The following is a 22092-nucleotide window of genomic DNA, read 5'->3' as shown; positions in this document are numbered from 1 at the left end:
CCGTTACTCATTTTCTTTACTTATTAGTTCTCTTTTTAATTGTCCGTATAAAGCTAAATGTTCGAGTTTACGAGTTTCCATTGCGAGTTCTTCTGCAATAGTTAAGTCGCCGACTTCACAAGTTCCTTTGGCAATCTTCTCCCTAAGTTCTGCAGCGCGTAAGCTAAAATGTTTTGTCATTATTTATTTACCCCTTTCAAATCTGCGATATATGTTGCATTAGATGGAAGTTCTTTGTCTCGGATTGTTCTATTAGTTTCCGTAATTAATCGACTAACTATATTCGCTATTTCGTGATGTCCCTCGAAATCACTATGGTTACTAAATACTGGATTCGAAATATATAAATGGTGAGGGGTTTCTCCGGATTCCTTTGCCGCCAACGAAATTTCTTTAATCTCCGCCGTAATGCCGTCATATTCGTCCCTTGCGTTATACAAATCAAGTAATGCCGATAAAATTAAATCACGAGCATAATTCACACGATCATAGATTGACGGTAATACTTCGTTTTGAACTTTCTGCGTGTACTCTCCCCTAAATGCTTTTAGAATATCAACCCTTTTAGTAGCCCCTTTATTAATTGTGTTGCTCGCTAGTCTCTCTTGTTTTCGTCGTTCATACAACTTTTTCGCCTCTTGAATTTCTTCGTCCAACTTATCTAAATCGGCAGTGAGGTCCTTTCCATCCTTAACGGATTCCTCTAGTGTTCGTTGATACTTATGTTTCAATTCCGTATACTTTTCTAAAGCTTCTTGTTCACGAACCATAAATTGCCGATGAGATTCCTTAATAGTTTGCTGCTCTTTTCTATACTGTTCATACAATTCAAATTCCAATGTCATATTTTCCGTTGCCCCCTATTTTGTTTATAAATTTCGTTAGTACTACGTACAACCAACGCCTCCACCTCGGTAATTTCGGCTTAGGCTTCATCGGCGGTATGTCGAATAGTTCCGTTAATAATTCCCTCTGTCCCTCAATTACTTGTCGTGTTTCTCTCGTATCGTCATGATGTTTTATTTCCGCCCCGATACCCACTGTTTGAAGCAACAAACCGTATAACTGGCGGTCACTTGTCCAAACGTGCGAGGTGCCGACTTCTCTCAAAACTTCTATGACCTGCTCGCAAGACTCAAACGGTCGAATTACTTGATCGATAAGAAAGCCCATTTCGTCATCGTAAATATTGACGACTATAAACCTCTTTGTTTCTAATTGTTCGATATTAACCACCGCAAACATCATAGTACCTCCGTAATTGAACTTCGGCGCCTTACCGCATCAATAGCGAGCGACACCGACTCGGTACTAACGTTTTGAACTTGCCTAAATTTCGTCGCAACCCCGCCACTATAAACGCCTGCTTTCCTTTCCATTTGACCGAGGTTGTGCCGAAAATACGGAGAAGTTGAGTTGAAAATAACTAAACGGTCGGTGTTTGGGATAAATGCGAAAGTCTCAATAAACACCCGCGGCAACGTTTGTTTAATTGAAGAATATTCCTCACGCGGCAAGTAAAGGCTTGCTATTGCGTAAGTTTCCCGCGGCGTTTCGACGTTTGCTTTTTTGCTTAGTTCGATACCTACGCCGAAAGCGTCGGTTTCCTTTGTGTAAAATGCTACATTAGCAAACGTCACGTATTGCGGATTGATCCGCATATTAATGAACCTCTTCGTCAAATGCTTTTGCAAACGAAGCGATTTCGTCGTCTAGTGCGTCATAGTCGATTCCATCTTGTTCGGCCTGTTTTTTCTCAATTGATACTTGATCGGTTAACATTCCATTAACTTGCAAAGCTAACTTGGCCATCGCTGCCGACTTTTCTTGTAAAGCAATATCCACTAAACTATCCATCAACTCCGGCAATCTGTCGCGATTTCGTCGTCGCATTTCGTTTTTTATTGCTGCGTCAAATTCCGGCTTTTGTTCCCAATTTCGTAAAGTACGGTCGGTTACTCCGCAAAGTTCTGCTATCTCTTTCCTTGTTTTTCCCCCACATTTTGGCTGCGCTAACCATTCAACTGCAATAATCTGTTCTGGTCTGAGTCTTTCCTTTGCCATTTACATCGTGCTCCTTTCAAAAAGTAGTGTTCAGCGTCTATCGTTGCGCTTGGATATTTCGTTAAAGCCTCGTTTATCATTCGTCGTCCTATTCGAACTGGATCGCCCGTTTTTGCCGTTAAATCCCTGTCGATTATCTCGCCCGTTGTTTCGTCGACTACGTGAAGCGTCGTTATTGCTCCGACTGCGACCCGTCTTTCTTGGTTTAAAACGATTAACACTTCGTCCAACTCCTTTTGGCATCTGCCATATTTTACGAGGTCGGCGCAAGTGTCCAAGTTCCGGCGTGTGTTCTACTAACCACCGTACGAATGGCGTATAGTAGTCGTCATAGAACGTCGGTATCTTTTTTTCGTCTTTATCCTTCATTTTTTCGCCTTCCTTCGTCTTGTTTATCAATTCCAAACGTAAAGAAGTGTATGTCTTTGCCTTCCTTCACCTTTGCGATAATATGTCTGTCCGGTAACGGATAATTTCGACCAGGTATACAATACATAACTTGTAATCTATCGTTTTTACTCCGCATGTTTAACTCGCCTCCGAAATGTGTGTAATGAGCAGATTTTCATTTAAATTAGCCGATTCTAGTCGTCAAAAAATAGACCGAATATATTTGTTAGGGTAATCGGTCTAGGCGTCTAAAATCGTTTAATTTTCATTAGTATTTGCTTGCCTAAGTACCGTTAAAGGTACTTTGACGAAACATCCTTTCAGCCGGTCGTCGTTGCTCGATTGGTATTCGGAATTGAACGCCGATAAGACGGTCATTTTTAAAATAGTCCGCCATGATCGACCAGTCTTTTTTATACCGTTTAATTCGCCGGATTAACTCGCGATCCTCGGTATAGCCGGCGAGCCAACCCGTTTCTAGTTTCCATAGTTTGTTATTCAAGCAACGCACGCACCTTTTCGATGTACTCACTTTCGAAACTACTGTAAATCTTGTCTTTTACTATTTGACTTGGCGATATATAACCAGCTTCAATCTGTGCTAATTGCGCGCGACTGATTCCGATAAATTCGCTAAACTGATATTGATTCATACCCCTAATCGCTCTAAGTCTTTTAATCAAATCACGATTCAAGACCATCACCCCTTTAACAAAATGTTGTTAAAAACCGCATTAAAAAAGCCGACTACCAAAAAAGGCAATCGGCACATAGGATTCAAACATCACGCGCCAATGCTCGAACCCTTCCCACTATATTCGTGTTTCTTCCCGTTTGTATGGTAAATTTTCAGTCCAGTTTTGATATTAACAGTAAAGACTCCGGGGGTCTCACCTCGTTTAAATGCTTCATATCTCTCTCGTCTTTCCTCGTCCCTACTACCCGTTTCTCCATATTTTACTTTGATTCTTTTTGCGGGTTTATCCGGATTTCTATTCGGTGAATAAGGTCGATTGCCGTCTTTTCTTCTCTCTACGTATCGGAAATATTTTTCTAAATCGTCAGTGTAAATTAATCGGTGTTTATCTTTGATACCGGTATTTTCTTCTCTGTTGGGGATGTAATTATCTCTCTTTGGCGCCAAGTAGGTTCCAGTCTTTATTAGTCGTTTCCTCGCATCTAGTTGCTCCTGGGCGCACTCGTTCGAACAGTATTTCTGTTTTCCGTTCTGCGGAAAGGTGTTGCTACAATTCCAACACTCGCAAACACGATACCCTTCCGGCACATAACTTGGATCAGGTGGAATATATTCGAGTTCAATCTCCGCCCATTCTTCACGTGTTCGATTTTTTGCTTTTTGTCGCTCTATATTTTCATGAGTTTTAACGAGTAATCGTTGCATGAGGTCTAATTCTTTGGGGATTTCGCTAACCGGTCTAACACCGCCATTTCGCAGATACTCGTTTATAATTCGGCGTGTCTTAGTTTTTAACCAATTCTTGTTTGTAAACTTCGAATCTACTACTTCTGTAAGCTTGCGAACTTGCTCTTTAACCTTCTTTTTTGCTTCGTATCTTCCTCCCACTACGTCAGTCACCTCTTTTCGTTTGTCTGTAATGGACACTCGGCTCGTCTTTTTTACTCTTATTTCATAAGAATTTATATCGATCAAATGATTATTAGAGTTATCGGTTCAGCGACAAATTTATTTGGCGCAATGTTTTAATTGCTTACATAAGGAGTTGCTTACTTATTAAATTGCTTACTCTACGTTCCTTTTGGTAACACTTGACTGTCCGTTTTGGACTTACCATCGTCTGTACCGTTTTGGACACTCGGTAACGCCGAACGCCTCAAATGACTCTGATTCACTTCTTCGGCAAGTTTTTCTAAAGCGAACCGCTGACGTCTTTCTCTGTCAGCAGCCGCCTTACTATTGATTGCCTCAACTTTTTCGAAAAACCTTTTAACTTCATCGGGGTATTTTTCGATAAACTCGTCGCGAGTTAGTGGATCATGTATCACGAAATAATCTTTGTTCGGAACTTGCGGGGATTTTACCACGTCCACAAGTCCGTATTTTTTCAATACTTGAAGTCTAGCATCAAACGCTTTACGCCCTAGTCCCGATTGCGCGTATAAATACTCGCGGCTATGCCATACGATACCGAACATGTCGGGATTGGAAGTATTTCGCCATGAACGTAAGTATGCGTAAAGTCCCGCCGTTGTTGCGTCGAATCCATCTAATAACGTATACAAGCGAACAAGCGTATTCGAAACCCTTGAAAAGCCGCTAGGGTCTCCGAATTGTTTTACTAATTGTTCCTCAGTATATTCCATTTCGATAGCCTCCTTTAATAGATTGATAGACTCGGAACATCAATGTTCCTTAGAGCCGACCGAAGCCGGCTTATACCGCGAGATCATCTTCAAATCCATCAAAATCGTCCAATTCATCTAAATCTATTTCATCATTAAGTTCAAGTAGTGCTTCCTCTCTACAGAAGCGATCAATTTCATTTTTTGACATCACAAGCTCAAACGGAGCGTATAACAATCCTTTTAAATCAGTTGCAATTAAGTAGACTTGTTTTCTCGTTGTTTTAGTTACGAATCGTGGTTTTCCGGTAAACTCGCATTTTTCAGCGTAGTGGTACCTGGTATCGACTACCGACCTAACTCCGACTACTATTCCATATTTGGCTTTACCCATTTCGAACTCTTTCACTTCATATTTCTCACTTTTAGCGGTTACACCAAGGTTCAAAACAGCATCTGTAACCTCTGATATATGAACTGGATCGAAACTTCGTTTTACTAATTTCCCTCTTACTAATACTCTTTCGCCTAATTTGTACATAATAGCATCTCCCTTTTTATTTTGATTATTAAGCCTTCACATAAGATATTCGCTTGCTTGTCTGGAAAATGGTTCAAACTACTCCAAATCGATTTCTATTTTTATAATGTGACCATTTCGATCTCGCTTTGCATAAACGTCGTAAATCCCGTCACCGTAACCAGGTTCAAAACCGAGGCAATAACTGTTAAGTATTTGAGCGCTTTTTGACTCGTTGTCCACCTGTTTGAAAATTTCCTCACATTTGCTATCGGTTGCTTCTTTCACATAGCACGGATCAGCAATCATTAACATTCCGCTATCCACTCCAACGCTGCCAATTTGCTCACCTCGATCCCAAAATTCATTCCGATAATGCTCGTACCATTCGATCATTTTTTCGGTTAACTCACCTGATTTAGCTGTCACTCTCCGAAGTTCAAATTCGCCATTCCACTCCTTGACTAAAGCATATCTTTTCGGGTCTACCAAAGAGTCTAAAACTAAGAAATCAACCGGAACCCCACTTTTAACTTCAATAACCTCATAGAATCTTTTCGCCATTTTATATTCCCCTCTCATTTTTCCGCCTTCATATAACTATACAAACCAAATCGGCAACCTCGCGCACTTTCTGCGAAATTTTTCTGCGCCTTCACTTAATACTACGAAATGACTTGCGCAATCTGTGCTGACTTTTCGAAAGTTTTTTCGCTTTCACTTAATATTACGTTGCTCGCAAGCCACCTCGGACACTTTCAGCGAAATTTATTTTTCCGTCCTTACTCGATATAACAATCGACCGCGAAACTTTTCGCAATACCTCTCTAAAATTTTTCATGTCAATTAATAATACCCGCGAATCTCAATTTTCGGACACTCTACTATATAATAGGAGTGAAAATTTATTTTCGCGCATTTTTGAAAACAAAAAGACGGACTGTTGCCGCAGTACCGTCGTCGTTCGTTTTATCGTCTATCGTCCATTTCCGGCGTTTGCAGCCGCCGTTATTTAAGAAAGCCGACGTCTTGTAACGGCATTGTACACGACGATTGCCAAGTCGCCCCGTAGAATGTCGCGCGTCATTTAAAGTCGATTGCTCGGACGGTTGCCTATGCCGCCCGAACGTTTCGACTACCTTCTAGTTGCATTTATGCGCTAATCCATTGAAAGTTTGCGTTACTATGTTTAACGATTAAATCAAATAGCAAACGCCCGTCATCTGCTAAGTAATCCGTATCGTTTTTGTCCAAATTGACGATGTACACTCCGTCATGGTCTACTTTATCGAATTTATGAAGTGAGTAATCACCGTCCGCAACTGTTAAAACTTTATCGCCAATTAGTACACCTTCCTCTATTGAATCTTTTTTACCTTCGAATACAAACGCCACTTTAACCTTTTTCATTTCGATTCCTCCTTTAATTGTCCTGTACCATTCATCCCTACAAATAAACCAACAACAAAACTACCAATAATTGATAAACCTATAAGCATTGTCTATTCCTCCGTTTCCTTTAGTGCGAAAATAGCAAATAATCTACAATCCATATATGCAGCTATTGTTATACTTGTCCCATATCGAGCAATTACTTCCGTTGTGATAGTTACTGTTAAATTTCTCATTCCACCGCCTCCATTCTTTCGAATATTGCAGCCGCTAAGTCAATGACGGTCATTTTCAACATATCCACCAGGTCGATGTCCATAAGTTCGGGAAACATATCTAGGTGAAATACTTTGACCGAACGATCCTCCGCGTCAATGTTGACGACTTTATCATTCTCCTTTAGATACGGAACTTGTTCGAAAGTTACCGCGGTTTCGTCCTTTCTTACAATCATTTGATTGCCGATGTAAAATGCCTCACTAATGTCGGTCGGACTTTCAACATTTACTGGATCAAAATCTGAATATACTCTGACGATTGACCTCACTATATTACCCCTTTCCGTTATTTCGTAATTTCTAACTTGTCTCTAGTATAATTCCGTTATTTCGTAATGTCAACACAAAAATTACGTAATTGCGAAATTATTTTTTATGAAGTATAATAAACATATAAGTAGTGGGGTGATGGAGAAATGAAGTTAAATATTAAACTGGACGAATTATTGAAGAAAGAGGGACTAACTCAAAAGCAGTTACACGAAATGACTGGCATTAGAACGGCAGCTATTAGCGAATTGTTCAATAATCAAAGAAAATCGATTAACCGTGAACACATCGAAAAAATTGCTACCGCCCTCAACATTAAGGATATAAACGAAATTATCGAACTACATGAAGAAACCGACTCCAAGTGAGCCGGCTTTTTTTATTTATCCAATTTTTAACCGTATGCCTCCCGTCTGTTTAATTGGCACCGGCTTTTCCTTCGGTTCTACCATTCGAACGAAATCGGCAATCGACTCCGCTTGCATAATCGCAAAGTTGTCGCTTTTGACAGCGTACCTTGTTTTCGTAAGTATTAGCAGCGTTGGAAACACCTTCCTAGCACTCGGCTGCCACGGTTCATCGTAAACTACCCCCGATTGATACAACGCCTCATATCGAGTTATTTTGTCGTTTATCTGCCGGTCACTGTATGCGGATCGCTGAACCTCGATAAATAACGGCGAGCCTTTCCATATGGCGAAAATATCCGGCTCCGCAAGTCCTTTCGAATATTTCACCTCTACGTTAAACCGCGTCGGCTTGGCAAAGGCTAACATGTCACGGTACACTCGCACCAATTCCAGAAAGTGCGGTATTTTCTGCGAGTCCTTTCTAATACTATTGTCGGCGGGAAAGTATACGAACGGCTGAAACTCCGTCGATCGGTCGATTTTACCCAAGCGATAAAGGCGCAGCAATGTGCGATTAGCTGCCGTGATTGAATTGCTGACATTGCGGAAATGTATGTCGGCTATATCATCTCGACTCATACAACGGAATCGTTCCAAGTCGTCGATAATAGCGCGGTCACGTTTGTTCATTGTAATTCCTCCAGTATGCCGAATTTGAAATCGGTTATGGCTTCGGTTAAACCGACATCATCTTTTTCCTCAAATGGGAACTCGAATTCCGTTTTCACCTTCAACGGCTCTAACAACCGTTTAGCTTCGTCGTATTCAAGCCACGGCGATTGTATCTCGATTGGCTCGTCAAGTACGAAGATCATTCGTCCCTTGTCGGTTATTTTGATTTTTTCAGCGCCCTCGGCTCCTGCTACACTGGCGTTTCTTTTATTCGATTGGCGACCACTTATTCGGACGGTCAAGTTATTCTTGAGTCGACCTTCCAGCACCTTCGAGTCGGGACGTTGCATTGAAAGTATTAGCAATACGCCAAGCGATCGACCTATCGACGATATATCCTCGACAATATTCATAATCTCCCTTTCCTGCCGCAACAAAGCGACTTCATCAATTGCAACGATTATATACGGCAACTTGTCGCGCAGTTCTTTTATATGCGTGACTTCGTTTTTGTCGAGCAGGTTGCCGCGACGTTCCATTTCGACTTTAATCAGCCGTAAAGCAGGCAATAACGTACGCGGGGTTACGTGAACGCCTTCGACGTGTTTTACATTGCGATAAATACCAAACTCCGACCGCTTCAAGTCGCCCAGGATAAAACGAACGTCGTCGGGGCTTTTCGTTAGCATTAATGAGGTCAAAACGGCACGTAGTAGACTCGACTTCCCCGATCCGGTTTCACCCGACGTTAAAATATGAGGAAAAATTGCCAGGTCGAAAGCCTGCGGCTGGTTGTTACGATCACGCCCGACTATAATCGGAAGTGTTTTGTCGGTCATGACCGACTGCCATTCGTCGAAGTTGTACGCCACCTTTGACGGCAAGCCTTTCCGGTAAACGGTAATTGTAAAATATTTGATTTCGCCGTCAATGACGACATTCGGTCCGAATACTTGTTGGAAAACGAAAAGATTATCGGTTAGTGTGTCGGGGTCAAATCCGGTAGGGAGTCGGAGAGTAAATTTAGTGTAGTCGTCGGTTAGTTCAACTTTGCGGATAGTCGGAAAGATATAAGATTCACCAGCCATGCGGTAAATATTGGCGTGCTTAAAGGCGTTTATGAGCCGTTTACGCGCTTGTAATGTCGCCCATAGAGTCATCGTAACCACCCTAACAAAGCGTTAGTTTCGAGGAAATACACGCCTGCAGCAAAGGCGGCTATCGGCAGCAGTATTTTAACGATCGAGCCTATTCGATACCATCCGAACGACTCGGCGGTTTTATCAAGACAAGCAAGCGCCACCACACCACCGCCGGCTAACAACATTGCGCCACTAAATAACATCATACGTTATCACTCCTTCGTTATTTTAAACACTTTTTACATATCGCATATTGTCACCGATTGCGGTCGATTGGACGATTCAGCGATAATGTACTAATAACGTATGTAGCTGACGCAGTATTCTTGCCTGTACCGGCAATATTTTTTACTACGTTTCATACGACTTGTCCGTTATGTAAAATATGTCATTCACTGGACAACCTAACTTGTCGCTTATAATGATCGCTATCTCTAACGTCGGCTGATTGGTATTTCGTTCATAGCGATTGTATTGTGATTGGCTAATACCGAGGTAAGTAGCGAATTCTTTTTGGTTCATTTCGTATCTATGGCGGAATGATTTAAGTCGATTATTTACTGGCATAAAGAATCACCTCGCCAATAAATTCGATATTTTTAGAAAAAACCCTCTTTACAAAGGCAATATTTTCCGTTATCATGAGTGTAACATAAATTAATTTTAGTTACGGAGGTTATACTATGAACAAAGTGGAGCCAATTCGCGAGCAAGCCGACATTGAAGCGATGAAAGAAGTATTGACTGGACGTAATCGATTAATGTTTGTCATGGGCGTATCTTTCGGACTACGTATATCGGATTTATTAAAGTTAAAAATCGGTGACCTACGCGGTAAAGACTTCTTTTTTATCAACGAGGATAAGACGGACAAGAAACGTAAAATTACCTTAAGCCCTACCGTCAAGGAAGAAATCGCAAAACTAGACGGAGCCGACGACGAGTTCGTATTTAAGAGTCGACAAGGCGGTAACAAAGCAATTAGTCGCGTGCAAGCTTATCGAATACTTAATAACGCAGCTAAACAAGCCGGCATACTCGATAAAATCGGTCCGATAGGCGGACATTCATTGCGAAAAACGTTCGGCTTTCAACTTTATAGCAAAGGCGTCGATATAACACGATTAATGGCCATCTTCCGTCATAGCACACCGCAAACAACACTGGCATATATCGGAATCCAAGACGACGAAATCGCTGACGCATACCTAATGATCGAAGTTTAACCGCTTCGGTCTTTTTTATTTGTAAGTTTTTACCACTAAAGGTTTTAATATAGCGCGGATTGTTATGTCACCAAAAAACGCCCAAAAGAACGCCCCGGCTTGGGGGTCAGCAAATTCGCATCGATAACGAAAATAAACGTTTTTAATTTGTTAATCGATGAATAAATATTCGATTTGAGTGTAACACAATCCTATAGTGATACACTGGCGGCACCCCCTCCCCCTTATTTAACGCGGTTCATTTGCTTTGGGTAAAATTTCGTTATGCAAGATTTTATACATCGTTGATTTAACGCAATTTGTTACGCAATCAAAACGCAACATCGTGCATAAATATTGCATAAACCTAACGCAACATAACTCCCGAAGTTTTCGGAGCGTGCGTCCAGCAGAGGCGTCGAGTTGATAAAAGCGGAAGTAATCGGAAATACTTCAATGCGTTAAAACGTTGATATAACGCTGTTTACTCGCTATTCCTCCCGTTTCCTACCCCTCGCATATATTTCCGCTTAGCCAATCGTAGAACAACGGACTGGAACGTAAGGTCATACGTCGTTTAATCTCGGTCGTAACCTCGCGCCATGCTGCGAATAGGCAGCCGAACAACGATCGTACATTGCCTAGTTTATGCGAATACACGACGGACTTGAAAGCGTCAATGTATTCCGTTGTATGTTCCTCGATAGTTATATTACGATCGACGGACGCTTTAGCACGGTAAAGTACCCCTATTACTCGATATAGTTCTCCGTCATTAAAGTACGGACTTAATGTGTCATATAACGGAGAATGGACTGCGCGCTTTAAGGCGCCGTTACTATATGTATTATTAGATTTAGAGTTTAATTGCGGAGTTTCTTCGGTGTGACATTCCGGTGTGACAAGCTCATTCTTTTCCGTACGTACGGAAATGTGTTGGTACGTACCAACGTTTATCGGCTGAATAACGATTCTATTACTCGTTTGTCTACGATCGCCCGTTTCTCTCTTACGCTTATATTGCTTGATGATTCCAAGTGATTCTAAACGATTGCAGGCACGTATAACAGTACGGCGGGATTTGCCGATTGCCTCGCCGATTTTACTTTTTCGTAGATAACTAACGCCAGGCTCCACGCAACTATATTGCGCCAATACGTCCAAGACTGCCAGTTCTGTTTTCGTAAGTTCATTTGCCGCACGATGTTGACGGATTGCTGCGTCTAGTTCTTTGACTGATTGGAACGATTGCATAATTTACGGCTCTCCTTTTCGGAGCGCAACCCATTTATATCGAAAAATGGCGTACTTAAATAAGCCTTGCATTACGTCGATTTTTTCGATATAATTCAATTAGCGTATATTGAAAGTGGGCGTTCGATTGTTGGTAGCAATCGGCGCTCTTTTTTTATTTTCGTTTGGTTTTTCGTTGTCTATTTAATTTGTCTAATACTTGATTCATTGCGGAATAACTCTCGTGATTCTCCGCTATTGATCCCCGCGATAAATGCGTATATCGTGATGTCATTCGCTGATCGACGTGTCCTAGAATCGATTGTAAAAATCGCAAGTTTCCTCCCGACTCTAGGTATATAGTAGCTGCTGAATGCCGCAATAAATGAGGATGGACGTTCTTTCTAATGCCCGCCTGCTTTGCGTAACCTTTTAACCGGTGTCGAAAATGGTTAGTCGTCAGTGGCTCGCCGTAGTTTGATAGAAAGATATACTCCGAATCAAATTCCTCTACCTCCGAAATTAACTCCCGCAATAACCTTGCCGTCCTAGATTGAATCGGCACTATTCGACCTCTCCTAGTTTTTGTTACCGTTTCTTTGAATACGATTTCTTTTGCGTGCAAATCTACTTCTGCTAGTGTTAGATTCAATACTTCGCCAATCCTTGCCATTGTGTCGATACAAAGCGTAATAATACAGTAATCTCGAAATGACACGTAATTGTTTTTATCGATCACGTTTAATAGCTGCCGCAGTTCTTCCGGAGTCAAAACGTTTATGAGCTTTTCCGGCTGCTTTACGGCTTTTACACTCTCGAACGGGTTAGTATCGATTGTTTTTTCTTCGACTAATACTCGGAATAATGTTCGTATGGATTTAATTAAATCGTTCACATAACGAGGTGATACTCCTTTTGTTTTCTCCGAATCGGACTTGAACTTGTGTCCGTCGAATCTCGGTTTGTCTTTAAGTAGCCACGAAGCAAACTCCCGACAAGTATCGTTATCCAATTCCGCAAAGTCTAGCGAGTGATTCTTCGTATGTAAGTAGTCGATAAATAATCGGATAGCATAGTCGTAACGAGATAAAGTTCCGTCCGCCAATCCCTCCGATTTTTTAATACGATAGGCTTGTTCAAATAAAGCCGGCAAGTAAAGGTCATTGTTACGTCTTGTACTGCGACTCGTTTTTACACGTCTGCCTTTTCGCTTTTCTGAATGCGCCATAAACGCAAAAAAGCCCCCTTCCTCGGTAAAGTCACCGAAAAAGGAGGCGGTAAAGTCAACGTCAAAGCTAGCGTAACGCTGCTCGGATATTATATCGATATAAGTACGTAAAAAGACCGTCATATCAACGATTTTATATTACGTATGAATGGGCGGGCTGCCAGCGTAGCGCTCTCCCAGCTGAGCTAATGCCCCTTAAGCTTACTCCTTAATTATATTTGATTCTATAAAGCAAGAGCAAGCAAAAATTTAAAAATTGTTATAGATTTACCTCAAAACGGGGATAATGGTCTATGCAATGGGTATGAAGGAGCGGGGTATATGTTTCAGCAAATCTATTATCGTTTTTTACGTTGGCCAGTCATCTTTAGAGTTTTCCTTTTGGCTTTATTGGTCATCTTTATCTTTGGAGCTGCGATTCATTATATTGAACCTAGATCCTTTCCTTCGATATTCGTAGGAGTGTGGTGGGCAGTGATTACTACAGCCACGGTTGGCTACGGGGATGTTTATCCAGAGACGGTCAAAGGAAGAATTCTTGGAATGCTGCTTGTGTTTATTGGGGCTGGTGTTGTTTCCGCCTACTTTGCATCACTTGCAGCAACTACAGTAAGATTACAAAATTCACAAGTAAAAGGAAAAAGCATGTTTAGTGGAAAAAATCATATCATTATTATTGGTTGGAATGGCCGTTCACAAAGTGTTATTGAGCAGTTATTACAAACTAAATTTCTTCATCCAATTGTTTTAATTGACGATTCACTTGAAGAAAATCCTTATCCAAATCGACAAATACACTTCATTAAAGGAAAGCCCTATATAGATCAAACATTAAGAAAGGCAAATATTAGTGAATCCGAATTTGTTTTAATTACATCAGATCAAAATAAAACTGAGACCCATGCAGATATGGGAACCATTCTTACTTTATTGGCGGTCAAAGGAATCCATCCCGCTGCTTACTGTGTTGTAGAGATTCTAACGAGTGAAAATTTTATGAATGCAAAACGTGGTGGTGCGGATGAAGTGATTCAAACAAATATGCAATCCTCCTATATAATGATGAACAGTATTCTTTCTCATGGTATGTCAGATACAATCATTACTATGCTTGATCATTTAAATGACAATCACTTAAAGTTAATTCCGGTTAAGCCCGAATGGGAGGGACTCTCTTTTCAAGCATTAAGCAAATTGATCCAAAAAGATGGAATGTTACTTATCGGATATAAACATGGGGAGAATACGAAAATTAATCCTCCCCTCTATTATAGAATTAAAAAATCAGATCAATTATTAGTTATTTCCAAATGATTCAAGATAAAATTTGTTCTAATTCGCGAACAAGTTCCTTACCAAAATCAATATACTTTTTGGGAATATCTCCATCTCTATCTTTAGGTTCCGCGAATTGATCAAAGCTTGCAGCTGCCACCCCTACTCCTGCTTCATCATCTACTGCTTCTTGATAGACATGATTCAGGATAAAGGGTTTACCAAGTTGAACAACGACACCTCTCGTATCCAGTTCTCCATCAACTGGTGTAAAGGGGACTCTTAAAAATTGATAGCCCTCATCATTCGCCATTTTAAAATCAAAATATCCTTGATCATAATCCCAGCCACCACCAATTGAATACCCAATTGGTTTTAATGCTTCTTCCAATTTATATAAAGAATATTGCTTACCTTCTATTTTTGTCGGGATCTCATACATACTCTGCCTACACTCCTTCTTGTTTTTCATAGTTTCCCTAAAGAACGCTTAGCATATTCTAAAAAAATAAAAACCTCCCTTAAGGAGGTTTTCATTTACTTTAATCGATTTTCTAATTCTATTTTCTTCGCTTCATACCCTGGCTTGCCCAATAGCGCAAACATGTTTACCTTATAAGCTTCAACACCAGGTTGATCAAATGGGTTTACCCCTAATAAATATCCACTGATGGCACATGCTTTTTCAAAGAAATATACTAGATATCCAAATGTATAAGCATCCATTGCCGGAATTTCTACAATTAAATTAGGTACATTGCCATCCGTATGTGCTAACAATGTTCCTTCAAATGCTTTGTTGTTTACGAAATCAATCGTTTTTCCAGCAAGATAATTTAAACCATCCAAATCCTTATCTTCTTTTTCGATAACTATTTCATGTCTAGCTTTCTTTACTTTAATTACTGTTTCAAATAAGTCACGACGTCCTTCTTGAACATATTGACCTAATGAGTGTAAATCAGTAGAGAAATTCGCTGAAGCAGGGAAGATACCTTTTTGATCTTTCCCTTCACTTTCTCCAAATAATTGCTTCCACCATTCAGAGAAATATTGCAAACCAGGCTCATAATTAATAAGCATTTCAATTGTTTTTCCTTTATTATAAAGAATATTTCGAACTGCAGCGTATTGATAGGCAGGATTCTCTTTCAATTCCTCTTGAGCAAAGTCACTGCTAGCTTTAGCTGCACCTTCCATCATTTCTTGAATATTTACTCCACTGACAGCTATCGGTAATAATCCTACTGCAGTTAGAACTGAATATCTTCCACCAACATCGTCAGGAATAACAAATGTTTCATATCCTTCTTCATTTGCTAATGTCTTTAAAGCACCCTTAGCTTTATCTGTCGTTGCATAAATACGTTTTTTAGCTTCTTCTTCCCCATATTTCTCCTTTAACAACTTACTAAAAATACGGAAAGCAATAGCTGGTTCAGTAGTCGTACCGGATTTTGAGATGACATTAATTGAAAAATCCTTACCGTCTAATAATTCAATTACATCTGTCATATATGTTGAACTAATATTATTCCCAACAAATAAAATTTGCGGAGATTGACGTTTTTCTTTTGGTAACAGATTATTAAAGCTATGATTTAACATTTCAATAGCTGCACGTGCACCTAAATAGGAGCCTCCAATACCAATTACTAAAAGGATGTCTGAATCATTTTTTATTTTATTTGAGGCAGTTAAAATGCGGTTAAATTCCTCTTTATCATATTCAGTAGGTAGATTTATCCATCCCAAGAAATCATTACCTGCCCCAGATTTTTCATGTAAAGAACGATGGGCAGCCTTAACAGCTGAATCTAAATATGTAAGTTCATGCTCACCAAAAAAGCTTAGTGCCTTTGAATAATCAAAACGAATGTGTGTCAAGGTTAATTCCTCCATTTCATGTTCTACTTTATCACTTTATCCAAAGAAATCATTTTTTTCAAGCTTCCACACTTACAGATTGACCAGTTGCATAATATTTATGTATTTACATCATTCTATAAATGTACGAAATCTTTTCTCAATGGCTTGTCAGATCCAAAGGCTATTTTCGTATAGTTTATTTTATAAAAGCACTTTTCAGCTTTTGTACCATAAGGGAAGTGATTTTTATGAAGTATTGCAGCTCTTTTTTCAGTGATAGAGGGAGTCAGCAATTTTTTGGCCGATATTTATTAGTTAAAAACTTTACTTAAATAGCAACAATGTTTGAGAAAAGACCCTATCCAAAAAGGAAAGGAGGGAGAAAAAAATGAGTACTACTCAACGTATTGCATTAATTCTCACTATTATTGGGGCTATTAACTGGGGGCTCATTGGCTTTTTCCAATTTAATTTAGTAGCTGCTATTTTTGGTGATAATACGATTTTGTCACGTATCATATATGGATTAGTTGGTATTGCTGGACTTATTAATTTAGGATTGCTATTTAAACCGAATGAGGAAGTAGAGCGTTCACCTGAGGCAAGAACAACAAAATAAGTAAATGAAGAAGTATGTAAGAGGTGGATCAAACAAAAAATATACTTTGTTTAACCCACCTCTTTTTTTAGTATTATTTCTTTCAACGAAATGATGAAACTTTATTATGTCTTATGATAAATTAAACCCAGCCTCTAAATTTCGATGCCTCAGCAGCATAACGAAGTCCAACCATATATGCAGCTAATCGCATATCCACTTTCCGTGTTTCAGAAGTATGATAAACATTATTAAAGGCATCCACTAGTTTATCACGAAGCTTATCATTCACTTCATCTTCTGACCAATAATAACCTTGGTTATTTTGAACCCATTCGAAATAAGAAACAGTGACTCCTCCAGAGCTTGCAAGTACATCTGGTACAAGGAGAATGCCTCTTTCAGTTAAGATTTTCGTTGCTTCTGTTGTTGTTGGTCCGTTAGCTGCTTCAACGACTATAGAAGCTTTGATATTTCCTGCATTCTCTGATGTAATTTGATTTGAAATGGCTGCAGGAACTAAAATATCACAATCCAATTCTAATAATTCCTTATTCGTTATTGTATTCTCAAATAATGTAGTAACTGTACCAAAGCTGTCACGACGATCAAGTAAATAATCGATATCTAAACCATCAGGATCATGAAGTGCACCATACGCATCAGAAATTCCAATTACTTTTGCACCTTCTTCATGCAAAAATTTTGCTAAGAAACTTCCTGCATTTCCGAAACCTTGGATGACGATACGAGCCCCTTTAAGGCTAAAACCTTTCTTTTTCGCTGCCTCTTCAATACAAATAGTAACTCCCTGAGCAGTTGCCTTTTCACGACCTTCAGACCCTCCAAGAACAATTGGCTTTCCTGTTATAAACCCTGGGGAATCATTTTCACGTAAACGGCTGTATTCATCCATCATCCAAGCCATTATTTGTGAATTGGTATAAACATCAGGTGCAGGAATATCTTTAGTCGGGCCTACGATTTGACTAATCGCTCGAACATAACCGCGGCTTAACCGCTCAATTTCTCCCATTGACATTGTTCTAGGATCACAAATAATCCCACCTTTACCACCACCATATGGAAGACCCACGATTCCACATTTTATCGTCATCCACATTGATAAGGCTCTTACTTCATCTTCATCCACCTCTGGGTGAAAACGAACACCACCCTTTGTAGGGCCTACAGCATCATTATGCTGTGCACGGTAGCCAGTAAATACCTTTACTGTTCCATCATCCATTCGAATTGGCATTCTAACCGTAAGCATGCGTAATGGTTCTTTTAATAGTTCATACATTTCTTCATTAAAACCCAACTTAGTTAGTGCTTCTTTTATGACATCCTGTGTCGATGTAAATAGATTTAGATTTTCCATCAATATTTCGCCTCTTTATTTAATAATCGTGTGACAGTACTAAGAAAAATACTCAAAATAAATTAAGAGAGAACTTTTTTAATCCGTTCAATAGCCCAATCTAATTCTTCTTGACTTATTACCAATGGTGGAGCAAAGCGTATTACGTTTTCGTGTGTTTCTTTACATAATAACCCTTCCGCTTTAAGGGCCTCACAATATTTTCTTGCTGGTTCAGTTAAAACAACTCCGATAAACAGTCCCTTACCACGAATTTCTTGAATAATCGGATTTTTAATCCCCCTTAATTGTTTCATAAAGTACTCTCCAAGTTCAAGAGATTTTTCACTTAATTGTTCATCAATTAGTACATCAAGTGCCGCAATGGATACCGCACATGCCATTGGATTTCCACCAAAAGTAGAACCATGTGAACCCGGATTAAATACACCTAAAATATCTTTATTTGCTACAACACATGAAATAGGGAATACTCCTCCACCAAGTGCCTTTCCTAAAATATATACATCAGGTATGACGTCCTCCCAATCACATGCAAACATTTTACCAGAACGTGCTAATCCCGATTGAATTTCATCAGCAATAAATAATACATTATTTTCTTTACAAAGCTCATAAGCTGCTTTTAGAAAACCTTCTGGTGGGATAACAATTCCCGCTTCCCCTTGTATCGGCTCAATAATAAATGCCGCTGTATTTGGTGTAATTATTGATTTAAGCGCATCGATATCACCATATGGAACAAGTTTAATTCCTGGCAGCATCGGACCGAATCCTCTCTTATACTCTTCTTCAGAAGATAGCGATACAGCAGTCATTGTTCGTCCATGAAAGTTTCCTTCGCAACCGATGATTTCTGCTTGGTTTTCAGCAACGCCTTTATGATCATATGCCCAACGTCTTGCAGCTTTGATTGCTGTCTCCACTGCTTCTGCACCCGTATTCATCGGAAGGGCCATATCTTTATTTGTCAATTGGCAAACTTTTTCAAACCAAGGCCCTAGTTGATCATTATGGAAAGCGCGTGATGTTAATGTCACTCGATCTGCTTGTTGCTTTAATGCTTCAATAATTTTTGGATGCCGGTGCCCTTGATTAACAGCAGAATAAGCACTTAACATATCCATATATTTGTTACCCTCAGGATCCTTCACCCAAACTCCTTCTGCTTCAGAAATTACAACTGGTAGTGGATGATAATTATGCGCTCCGAAACGATCCGTTTGTTCAATAATTTGTTCTGATTTTGTAACCATGAAAATTCCTCCATCCCTCTAAGAAAAATTAAGTTATCTAAAATGCAATGGGTTCACGCCGTTTAATAGCCGTCCCTAAAACAAGCTTATTTTTTATCTAATCACAACATTACAGATGTCGTTTAGTATAAGCCAGTTCCATCTATTTGTTTAAAACAAGTGCAAAAAAAATTTGCACTAAGAAAACCCTTACATATATAATAATGCAAAAAGATATTGCATTTTTCAAGAGTTTTTTATATTTTCTTTATAGTTTTTAAGGAGGGGGACATGATGCAGATAAATATCGAGAACGACATGTATAAGAAAATTCTTGACTTATTAGATGTTGGTATCCATGTTATCAATGAAACAGGTAAAACGACTATATATAATAAAAAAATGATGGAAATTGAAGGAACTAAGATCGAAGATGTATTAGATAAAAATATTCTTGAAGTCTTTCAATTTTATCAAGGAGAAGCTAGTACTTTATTAAAGGTTTTACATACAGGAAGGGCAATTCTAAATACCCATCAAACCTATTTTAATCACAAAGGACATGAGATAAAAACAGTAAACAATACCTATCCATTAACTTTTAATAATCAAATCGTTGGTGCTGTGGAAATTGTTCGTGATGTAACATACCTTGATCGAATGATGAAGAAAAGCATACAACGGAAACAAATAGGATCTACCACCTTTGAAAGCCTATCCGATAAACAATTTTATCCACATAAAGTTCTTGAAACTGGACAAAAAGTTGCTACAACATCGTCGTCAATTTTTATAATTGGTGAAGCAGGTACCGGAAAACGTACATTAACTGAATGTATTCATCATGAGGTAAATCAAGATTCAAAGCCTTATTTTATTCATAATTGCACATCTTTATTAGATAACTATGTTGAACAAGCAATTCTCGAATCCATTCATCAGTTGGAAAATGCCGATGGGGGAACATTGGTTATAGAGGACATTCAAAACTTATCTCCTACCAGTCAATTAAAACTGCTAAATTTTTTAAACAATGCAAGAAACTATAAAATTATTTGCACGACTAATGAGGATCCTATAGATCTGATAGCAAAAGGTCAGTTAAATAAAAAGTTTTATTATCTTCTTAGTGAATTAACAATTTTTATCCCTCCAATACGTGAAAGAAAAAATTCTATTCAAGAACTAGCCTTGTTTTTCATAGAAAAATATAACAGGATCTATCAAGTCAATTTAAAGACAGTCTCAGAAGAAGTGTTTCAAGCATTTATTGATTACGATTGGCCAGGAAATTTGAGAGAGCTGGATCATATTATCGAACGTTCAATGAAAATTATTGATAGTGAGGATACACTCCTATTTCAGCACCTTCCTATGAAATTTAAAAATCGCATTTCACAGGATCATCAATTTCTTATTAACAAAAATCAAGAAATTAAGCCACTGGAAGAGTATATGCAAGAAGCGGAAAAATATTATATTCAAAAAGGATTACAGTACCATAAATTCAATATTACTAAAACTGCCCAAACACTTAAGATGAGTAGACAGAACCTACAATATCGGATGAGGAAATATGGAATAAAAAAACCTTAGCAAAAATAAAAAAACTCTAGCACCTTGATTCAACAAATATAACTGGAGCACTCTAATAATAAATTATCTGAGTGCTCCACTTTTTTGTATATTATTTCTTAATTAAATCTGATTGATTAATCCACTCTTGAAGCTTATCTTTAAGAGTATTGAAGCCTTCAGTAGGTTCTTCACTAATAACATTAGCTTGGCGACGGCGAGCTGGTTTTTTCTCTTGCTTTGGAGCTTCCTCTGTCGCACGAATAGATAAACTGATTTTTCCGCTCTCTTCGTCAACAGTAAGAACTTTTACTTTCACTTCATCTCCAATTTTTAAATGTTCATTGATATCTTTTACATAACCATGCTTTATTTCAGAAATATGAACTAATCCTTGAGTTTCTTCATCAAGTGCGATGAATGCACCATAAGGCTGGATTCCAGCCACTTTTCCAGTTAATACGCTACCTACTTCATAATTTGTTGTCATAGAAACACTCCTATTTTTATATTTATTTTTCTCCTATATATACGCAATAAAAAATTATACCACAATTGAAAAGATGACGCAAAAATAACAAATTACCATTCAATCACAAAAGTTTCATAAATCGGAAATACCTGATTTTATTAATATTGTGATACAATATACTGAGAAATACGGAAGCAGATAAATGATGAAGCTGGACAGAGCAGAACCAACTTAACATTAATGACTAAATGAAAGTTTCTATAAAATAAAGTGGATAATGGAGGGATTTTGATGGCTTCCTTTGCTCAAAATTTAAAATTTTACCGTGAACAAAAAAATTTATCACAGGAAGAACTAGCATTGAAAGCAAGATTAGGGGCAAAAATTATTGAAAAATATGAAAATGGGGAGCAAATTCCAACTACTCAAACCATTTTAAAATTATCTACTGTTTTAGACGTACCTGCATCAGTTTTGACAACTGATACAAAAGAATAATATTTTTTATTATTTATGTTTAAAAAGTTGGAAATCTGGAAATCCTTTATAACACAAGGCTTTCTGTGTAGCATTGATAGAAAGTTTTTATCAATGTTAGCACACTAGTATTCCCCCTTT

General features: G+C 38.7%; 31 protein-coding genes. 6 read left to right on the top strand and 25 right to left on the bottom strand.

Going from position 1 to position 22092, the window contains the following annotated elements:
- Window positions 1-3: 3 nt before the first annotated feature.
- The 14 genes from MHI39_RS07295 to MHI39_RS07230 all read right to left on the bottom strand — a co-directional run bounded on the left by MHI39_RS07295 (window position 4) and on the right by MHI39_RS07230 (window position 7235).
- On the bottom strand, window positions 4-180 hold the full coding sequence (locus MHI39_RS07295) for a hypothetical protein (RefSeq protein WP_342540980.1): 177 nt from the start codon (window positions 178-180) through the stop codon (window positions 4-6).
- A complete protein-coding gene (locus tag MHI39_RS07290) occupies window positions 180-845 on the bottom strand; it encodes a hypothetical protein (RefSeq protein WP_342540979.1) in 666 nt (221 codons plus the stop codon). The genes MHI39_RS07295 and MHI39_RS07290 overlap by 1 nt, the downstream gene beginning before the upstream one ends.
- Complete coding sequence (locus tag MHI39_RS07285; protein WP_342540978.1) at window positions 829-1245, bottom strand: hypothetical protein; 417 nt, start codon at window positions 1243-1245, stop codon at window positions 829-831. The genes MHI39_RS07290 and MHI39_RS07285 overlap by 17 nt, the downstream gene beginning before the upstream one ends.
- A complete protein-coding gene (locus MHI39_RS07280; protein ID WP_342540977.1) occupies window positions 1245-1661 on the bottom strand; it encodes a hypothetical protein in 417 nt (138 codons plus the stop codon). Before MHI39_RS07280 ends, MHI39_RS07285 begins: the two co-directional genes overlap by 1 nt.
- Window position 1662: 1 nt before the next feature.
- Window positions 1663-2064 carry a phBC6A51 family helix-turn-helix protein gene (locus MHI39_RS07275; protein WP_342540976.1) on the bottom strand — a complete coding sequence of 134 codons (402 nt, stop codon included), beginning with the start codon at window positions 2062-2064 and terminating at the stop codon, window positions 1663-1665.
- A 358-nt stretch (window positions 2065-2422) separates the two neighbouring features.
- Window positions 2423-2590, bottom strand: coding sequence for a hypothetical protein (locus MHI39_RS07270; RefSeq protein WP_342540975.1), 168 nt, complete (start codon window positions 2588-2590; stop codon window positions 2423-2425).
- 358 nt (window positions 2591-2948) lie between these two features.
- The gene (locus MHI39_RS07265) at window positions 2949-3149 is read right to left on the bottom strand and encodes a helix-turn-helix transcriptional regulator (protein WP_342540974.1); all 201 of its coding nucleotides are present in this window, start codon (window positions 3147-3149) and stop codon (window positions 2949-2951) included.
- 89 nt (window positions 3150-3238) lie between these two features.
- The gene (locus MHI39_RS07260) at window positions 3239-4039 is read right to left on the bottom strand and encodes a hypothetical protein (protein ID WP_342540973.1); all 801 of its coding nucleotides are present in this window, start codon (window positions 4037-4039) and stop codon (window positions 3239-3241) included.
- Between the two features lie 182 nt (window positions 4040-4221).
- A complete protein-coding gene (locus MHI39_RS07255) occupies window positions 4222-4797 on the bottom strand; it encodes a hypothetical protein (RefSeq protein WP_342540972.1) in 576 nt (191 codons plus the stop codon).
- 70 nt (window positions 4798-4867) lie between these two features.
- Window positions 4868-5317, bottom strand: a complete 450-nt coding sequence (locus tag MHI39_RS07250) for a hypothetical protein (RefSeq protein ID WP_342540971.1) — start codon at window positions 5315-5317, stop codon at window positions 4868-4870.
- 78 nt (window positions 5318-5395) lie between these two features.
- Window positions 5396-5860, bottom strand: a complete 465-nt coding sequence (locus MHI39_RS07245; protein ID WP_342540970.1) for a DUF4241 domain-containing protein — start codon at window positions 5858-5860, stop codon at window positions 5396-5398.
- Window positions 5861-6448: 588 nt separating this feature from the next.
- Complete coding sequence (locus tag MHI39_RS07240; RefSeq protein ID WP_342540969.1) at window positions 6449-6706, bottom strand: hypothetical protein; 258 nt, start codon at window positions 6704-6706, stop codon at window positions 6449-6451.
- Between the two features lie 92 nt (window positions 6707-6798).
- Complete coding sequence (locus tag MHI39_RS07235) at window positions 6799-6924, bottom strand: hypothetical protein (protein WP_342540968.1); 126 nt, start codon at window positions 6922-6924, stop codon at window positions 6799-6801.
- Complete coding sequence (locus tag MHI39_RS07230; RefSeq protein ID WP_342540967.1) at window positions 6921-7235, bottom strand: hypothetical protein; 315 nt, start codon at window positions 7233-7235, stop codon at window positions 6921-6923. The genes MHI39_RS07235 and MHI39_RS07230 overlap by 4 nt, the downstream gene beginning before the upstream one ends.
- Window positions 7236-7382: 147 nt before the next feature.
- Between MHI39_RS07230 and MHI39_RS07225 the strand changes: the two genes are divergently transcribed.
- Window positions 7383-7604, top strand: coding sequence for a helix-turn-helix transcriptional regulator (locus tag MHI39_RS07225; protein ID WP_342540966.1), 222 nt, complete (start codon window positions 7383-7385; stop codon window positions 7602-7604).
- A 15-nt stretch (window positions 7605-7619) separates the two neighbouring features.
- Here MHI39_RS07225 and MHI39_RS07220 read toward each other — a convergent pair whose 3' ends face one another.
- From MHI39_RS07220 to MHI39_RS07205, 4 genes are all read right to left on the bottom strand, one after another.
- A complete protein-coding gene (locus tag MHI39_RS07220; protein ID WP_342540965.1) occupies window positions 7620-8276 on the bottom strand; it encodes a hypothetical protein in 657 nt (218 codons plus the stop codon).
- The gene (locus tag MHI39_RS07215) at window positions 8273-9418 is read right to left on the bottom strand and encodes an FtsK/SpoIIIE domain-containing protein (RefSeq protein ID WP_259544442.1); all 1146 of its coding nucleotides are present in this window, start codon (window positions 9416-9418) and stop codon (window positions 8273-8275) included. The genes MHI39_RS07220 and MHI39_RS07215 overlap by 4 nt, the downstream gene beginning before the upstream one ends.
- A complete protein-coding gene (locus tag MHI39_RS07210) occupies window positions 9415-9606 on the bottom strand; it encodes a hypothetical protein (protein WP_342540963.1) in 192 nt (63 codons plus the stop codon). Before MHI39_RS07210 ends, MHI39_RS07215 begins: the two co-directional genes overlap by 4 nt.
- 145 nt (window positions 9607-9751) lie before the next feature.
- Complete coding sequence (locus tag MHI39_RS07205) at window positions 9752-9922, bottom strand: helix-turn-helix transcriptional regulator (RefSeq protein ID WP_342541427.1); 171 nt, start codon at window positions 9920-9922, stop codon at window positions 9752-9754.
- 161 nt (window positions 9923-10083) lie between these two features.
- Here MHI39_RS07205 and MHI39_RS07200 point away from each other — a divergent pair, with 161 nt between their 5' ends.
- Window positions 10084-10626: a tyrosine-type recombinase/integrase gene (locus tag MHI39_RS07200; protein ID WP_342540962.1), complete on the top strand. Its 543-nt coding sequence runs from the start codon at window positions 10084-10086 to the stop codon at window positions 10624-10626.
- Between the two features lie 486 nt (window positions 10627-11112).
- Here the strand turns inward: MHI39_RS07200 and MHI39_RS07195 are convergent, their stop codons facing one another.
- Complete coding sequence (locus tag MHI39_RS07195) at window positions 11113-11859, bottom strand: helix-turn-helix domain-containing protein (protein ID WP_342540961.1); 747 nt, start codon at window positions 11857-11859, stop codon at window positions 11113-11115.
- A gap of 154 nt (window positions 11860-12013) precedes the next feature.
- On the bottom strand, window positions 12014-13066 hold the full coding sequence (locus MHI39_RS07190) for a tyrosine-type recombinase/integrase (RefSeq protein ID WP_342540960.1): 1053 nt from the start codon (window positions 13064-13066) through the stop codon (window positions 12014-12016).
- Window positions 13067-13387: 321 nt separating this feature from the next.
- Here MHI39_RS07190 and MHI39_RS07185 point away from each other — a divergent pair, with 321 nt between their 5' ends.
- The gene (locus tag MHI39_RS07185; protein WP_259544532.1) at window positions 13388-14380 is read left to right on the top strand and encodes a potassium channel family protein; all 993 of its coding nucleotides are present in this window, start codon (window positions 13388-13390) and stop codon (window positions 14378-14380) included.
- 1 nt (window position 14381) lies between these two features.
- Here MHI39_RS07185 and MHI39_RS07180 read toward each other — a convergent pair whose 3' ends face one another.
- Window positions 14382-14783 carry a YugN-like family protein gene (locus tag MHI39_RS07180; RefSeq protein WP_251346603.1) on the bottom strand — a complete coding sequence of 134 codons (402 nt, stop codon included), beginning with the start codon at window positions 14781-14783 and terminating at the stop codon, window positions 14382-14384.
- 95 nt (window positions 14784-14878) lie between these two features.
- Window positions 14879-16228 (bottom strand): glucose-6-phosphate isomerase, encoded by a 1350-nt coding sequence (locus tag MHI39_RS07175; RefSeq protein WP_071976447.1) that lies wholly within the window; start codon window positions 16226-16228, stop codon window positions 14879-14881.
- Window positions 16229-16598: 370 nt separating this feature from the next.
- On the opposite strand from MHI39_RS07175, the gene MHI39_RS07170 reads away from it, so the two are divergent.
- Window positions 16599-16829, top strand: a complete 231-nt coding sequence (locus MHI39_RS07170) for a DUF378 domain-containing protein (RefSeq protein ID WP_071976448.1) — start codon at window positions 16599-16601, stop codon at window positions 16827-16829.
- A gap of 121 nt (window positions 16830-16950) precedes the next feature.
- Here the strand turns inward: MHI39_RS07170 and MHI39_RS07165 are convergent, their stop codons facing one another.
- Together MHI39_RS07165 and MHI39_RS07160 are read right to left on the bottom strand one after the other, a co-directional pair.
- A complete protein-coding gene (locus MHI39_RS07165; RefSeq protein ID WP_058002753.1) occupies window positions 16951-18195 on the bottom strand; it encodes a Glu/Leu/Phe/Val dehydrogenase in 1245 nt (414 codons plus the stop codon).
- A gap of 59 nt (window positions 18196-18254) precedes the next feature.
- Entirely contained in the window at window positions 18255-19448 is a 1194-nt protein-coding gene (locus MHI39_RS07160) for an ornithine--oxo-acid transaminase (RefSeq protein ID WP_058002754.1), read from the bottom strand.
- 273 nt (window positions 19449-19721) lie between these two features.
- On the opposite strand from MHI39_RS07160, the gene MHI39_RS07155 reads away from it, so the two are divergent.
- Entirely contained in the window at window positions 19722-21023 is a 1302-nt protein-coding gene (locus MHI39_RS07155) for a sigma 54-interacting transcriptional regulator (protein ID WP_071976449.1), read from the top strand.
- A 91-nt stretch (window positions 21024-21114) separates the two neighbouring features.
- On the opposite strand, the gene yugI is transcribed toward MHI39_RS07155, so the two are convergent.
- Entirely contained in the window at window positions 21115-21492 is a 378-nt protein-coding gene (gene yugI, locus MHI39_RS07150) for a S1 domain-containing post-transcriptional regulator GSP13 (protein ID WP_058002756.1), read from the bottom strand.
- Between the two features lie 273 nt (window positions 21493-21765).
- Between yugI and MHI39_RS07145 the strand changes: the two genes are divergently transcribed.
- Window positions 21766-21972 (top strand): helix-turn-helix transcriptional regulator, encoded by a 207-nt coding sequence (locus MHI39_RS07145; RefSeq protein WP_058002757.1) that lies wholly within the window; start codon window positions 21766-21768, stop codon window positions 21970-21972.
- Window positions 21973-22092: the final 120 nt, after the last annotated feature.

Origin of the sequence: Heyndrickxia sp. FSL K6-6286, from assembly GCF_038630395.1 — a bacterium.
In the GTDB taxonomy this organism is placed as follows: Bacteria; Bacillota; Bacilli; order Bacillales; family Bacillaceae_C; genus Heyndrickxia; species Heyndrickxia oleronia.
This window is presented reverse-complemented; position numbering and strand designations above follow the sequence as displayed.